This is a genomic window from Inquilinus sp., assembly GCF_057815775.1.
Genome location: NZ_JBYRFX010000458.1, coordinates 1 through 3,149 on the forward strand (window position 1 = coordinate 1; position 3,149 = coordinate 3,149).

3 protein-coding genes are annotated in these 3,149 nt (G+C 69.1%); 2 read left to right on the plus strand and 1 reads right to left on the minus strand.

Translation table 11 applies throughout. The features are described 5' to 3' along the window. Nucleotides 1–1,150: calcium-binding protein (locus AC3XYG_RS16345; RefSeq protein ID WP_489140909.1), on the plus strand; the 1,150-nt coding region annotated here is incomplete at its 5' end. Between the two features lie 248 nt (nucleotides 1,151–1,398). Beyond that, nucleotides 1,399–2,538: a branched-chain amino acid ABC transporter substrate-binding protein gene (locus tag AC3XYG_RS16350; RefSeq protein ID WP_489140910.1), complete on the plus strand. Its 1,140-nt coding sequence runs from the start codon at nucleotides 1,399–1,401 to the stop codon at nucleotides 2,536–2,538. 47 nt (nucleotides 2,539–2,585) lie between these two features. Here AC3XYG_RS16350 and AC3XYG_RS16355 read toward each other — a convergent pair. Next, the coding region (locus AC3XYG_RS16355; RefSeq protein ID WP_489140911.1) for an acid phosphatase at nucleotides 2,586–3,149 on the minus strand (564 nt) is incomplete at its 5' end.

The following is a 3,149-nucleotide window of genomic DNA, read 5'->3' on the forward strand; positions in this document are numbered from 1 at the left end:
CAACGACCATCTCGATGGCGGCACCGGCGACGACTATCTCGGGGGCGGCGACGGTGACGATGTGCTGAATGGCGGCGCCGGCGCCGACTCGTTCGATGCCGGGACCGGCACCGACACCGCGAGCTATGCCGGCAGCAGCGCCGGGGTGTCGGTCATGCTCGACGCCGGCGACGGCTACAGCAGCTGCCATGGCGGCGATGCCGAGGGCGACCGGCTGTTCTCGATCGAGAATGTCGAGGGCAGCCAGTGGAATGACATCCTGGTGGGCGACGCCGGCGCCAACACCCTGTCCGGGGCTGCCGGCGACGACCGCCTCGAAGGCGCGGCCGGGGCCGACCATCTCGACGGTGGGGCGGGCAACGACACCGCCGTGTATTGGAACACCGACAGCACGGCCGGGCTGACGATCAACCTGGCCACGGGCGTCGGCCATGGCGGCGATGCCGAAGGCGACACCTTCACCAGCATCGAGAATGTCGATGGCGGCCCGACCAACGACATCATCACCGGCGATGGCGGCGCCAACACCCTTCTCGGCTGGATTGGCAACGACGTGCTTCGCGGCGGTGGCGGGGCCGACCATCTCGACGGCGGCGACGGCTTCGACACGGCGATGTACACCGAGAACACGGCGGCGGTGACGGTGAACCTGGCGACGGGCATCGCCCATGGCGGCGATGCCGAAGGCGATGTGCTGACCTCGATCGAGGCTGTCTATGCCGGGTCGGGCAACGACACGCTGATCGGAAGTGCCGCGGCCAACACCCTGGTCGGCAATGGCGGCAACGACGTCCTTCAGGGCGGCGGCGGCAAGGACAATCTGGCCGGCGGCGCCGGTGCCGATCATTTCGTCTACACCGCGCTGGGCGACAGCACGGTGGCGGCGCCAGACCGGATCACCGATTTCAGCCATGCCCAGGGCGACGTCATCGACCTGCACGGGATCGATGCCGACACCACGGCGGCCGGCGACCAGGCCTTCCACTTCATCGGCAGTGCCGCCTTCGGCCACCATGCCGGCGAATTGCACGAAAGCATCTCCGGCGGCGTCACCACGGTCAGCGGCGACGTCAATGGCGACGGCGTGGCCGATTTCGCCGTGACCCTGACCGGCAGCATCACCCTGACAACAGGCGATTTCGTGCTGTAGCCGGCGCCCGGCGCCGATCCCCCAATCATCGGGGATTGAGGGACCCGGCCCGGTCCCGGACACTGCGCCGGCACGAAACAGCCGTGCCCGGCAGACACGCCCGGCAGACAACGCGCTGCCCCGGCGCCCCCAATGCGGATGGGGCGCCAGCCGTTCCATCGGACCATCGCCGACGCTGCCCCAGGCCGCGCCGCCGCGACATCGTACCCCCGGCGGGATGCCCCGCCGGATCGATCGAGGAGAGCGAATTGAAGAAGCGTTTCGGAGAGATCCTGCTGGCGACGGTCGCCCTGGCCGCGCTGGCCATCCACAGCCCGGCGATGGCCGATGTGAAGCTGGGCGTCGCCGGCCCGCTGACCGGCCCGAATGCGTCGGTGGGCGAACAGTTCCGCCGCGGCGCCGACGCCGCGGTCAAGGCCCTGAACGCGGCCGGCGGCGTCAATGGCGAGCAGGTCACCCTGGTCTATGGCGACGACGCGTCCGACCCGCGCCAGGGCGTGGCGGCGGCGAATGAGCTGGTCGGCCAGAAAATCGTGGCTGTGATCGGCCACTACAACTCCTCGGTCTCGATCCCGGCCTCGACCATCTATGCCGAGGAAGGCGTGCTGCAGATCACCCCGGGGTCGACCAACCCGCAGCTGACCGAGCAGGGCATCAAGACCGTGTTCCGCACCTGCGGCCGCGACGACCAGCAGGGCGATGTCGCCGGCAAGTTCCTGGCCACCGCCTATAAGGGCCGCAAGGTCGCGATCCTGCAGGACCAGACCACCTACGGCAAAGGCCTGGCGGACGCGACCAAGGCCCGGATGAACGGCCTGGGCCTGACCGAGGTGATGTATGAGGGCATCACGGTCGGCGAGCGCGACTTCTCGGCCGTGGTGTCGAAGATGAAGGCGGCGAATGTCGACGCCGTGTTCTTCGGCGGGCTGCACAACGAGGCCGGGCTGATCCTGCGCCAGATGCGCGACCAGGGGCTGAAGGCGCAGTTCCTGTCCGACGACGGCACGGTGTCACAGGAGTTCTGGGGCATCACCGGCCCGGCCGGCGAGGGATCGCTGGTCACCTTCGGGCCGGAGATGCGCGACCAGCCGCAAGCCAAGGACGCGGTCGCCCAGTTCCGCGCCGCGGGCTACGAGCCGGAAGGCTACACCCTGTACAGCTATGCCGCGGTGCAGGCCTGGGCCGCGGCGGCGAAGAAGGCGGGTTCGACCGACGGCACCAAGGTCGCCGCGGCGCTGCATGACGGGTCGGCCTACGACACCGTCATCGGCAAGCTGACCTTCGACGCCAAGGGCGACCCGACCGGCAGCAACTACGTCCTCTACAGCTGGCAGGACGGCAAGATGGTGCAGCTGACCGACGCACAGGTCGCCAAGCTGGGCCAATAAAACCAGGCTCGGAGGTGCGGCCCCACCGCACCTCCGGATCCTTTTCGTCAGGAGCCGCTGTAGCCGAGGACGCGGCGCAGCTCGGCCTTCGCCGGCGCGTATTCGGCGATGAAGTCCGGCCGCTGCAGCAGGTCGAACGCGATCACCGTGCCGGCGATGCGGCCCATATCGATGTCCGAGCGGTAGTGGATGCCGCCGATCACCCGGTTGTTGGCGAACTGCAAGGCCCGGCCCATGATCTCGGCCCGCTTCTCCGGCACCATGTCGGACAGGACGACGCCCATCAGCGTGCCGACCGTGGCATGGCCGGACGGGTAGGAGCCGGAGTTCGACAGCTTCACCGCCGGCTTCACCAGGTCGCTGAGCTGGTGCGGGCGCGGCCGCTTCCAGACATCCTTGGCCGGGTCGACCACCGCCCCTTCGGTGGCGACGACGCGGTCGAAGAAGGCGCTGAACACCGGCAGGTCGGCCGGGGTGAATTTCGGCCCCATGACGTTGCTGAAGCGCCAGACATCCTCGGTGACGTCGGCGATCGCCGCCTGCTCCATCTCCGGCGTGCGGGTGACCTGCAGCGTCAGCACCTCGCCCAGCTCGGCCTTGGTCTGGGCCGA